Annotated in this window: 1 tRNA gene; it reads left to right on the top strand. The window is 47.8% G+C overall.

Features of this window, described 5'->3' with window-relative positions:
• The first annotated feature begins 15 nt into the window (after window positions 1–15).
• Window positions 16–91, top strand: a tRNA-Ala gene (locus AC6LJW_RS29520).
• The last annotated feature ends 160 nt before the right edge of the window (window positions 92–251 follow it).

Here is a 251-nt window from a genome sequence, read left to right on the forward strand (position 1 = left end):
CGTCAAGCGGGATATGGGGGTGTAGCTCAGCTGGGAGAGCGCCTGCTTTGCAAGCAGGATGTCATCGGTTCGATCCCGTTCACCTCCACCATTGATTCTCATTAATCGCCGGTGGCGATGTAGAGGCCAACTCATAGTGTCGTGGCTTACGATGTTATGAGTTGGGTTTTACCCAACAGCTATATTTGTTCTTTAACAATCTGGAAGAAGCACAACGAAAATGTGTTCATCAAGTAATCAGCGTTGCTGAT

The sequence above is a fragment of the Achromobacter sp. 1012554356 genome (assembly GCF_059760815.1).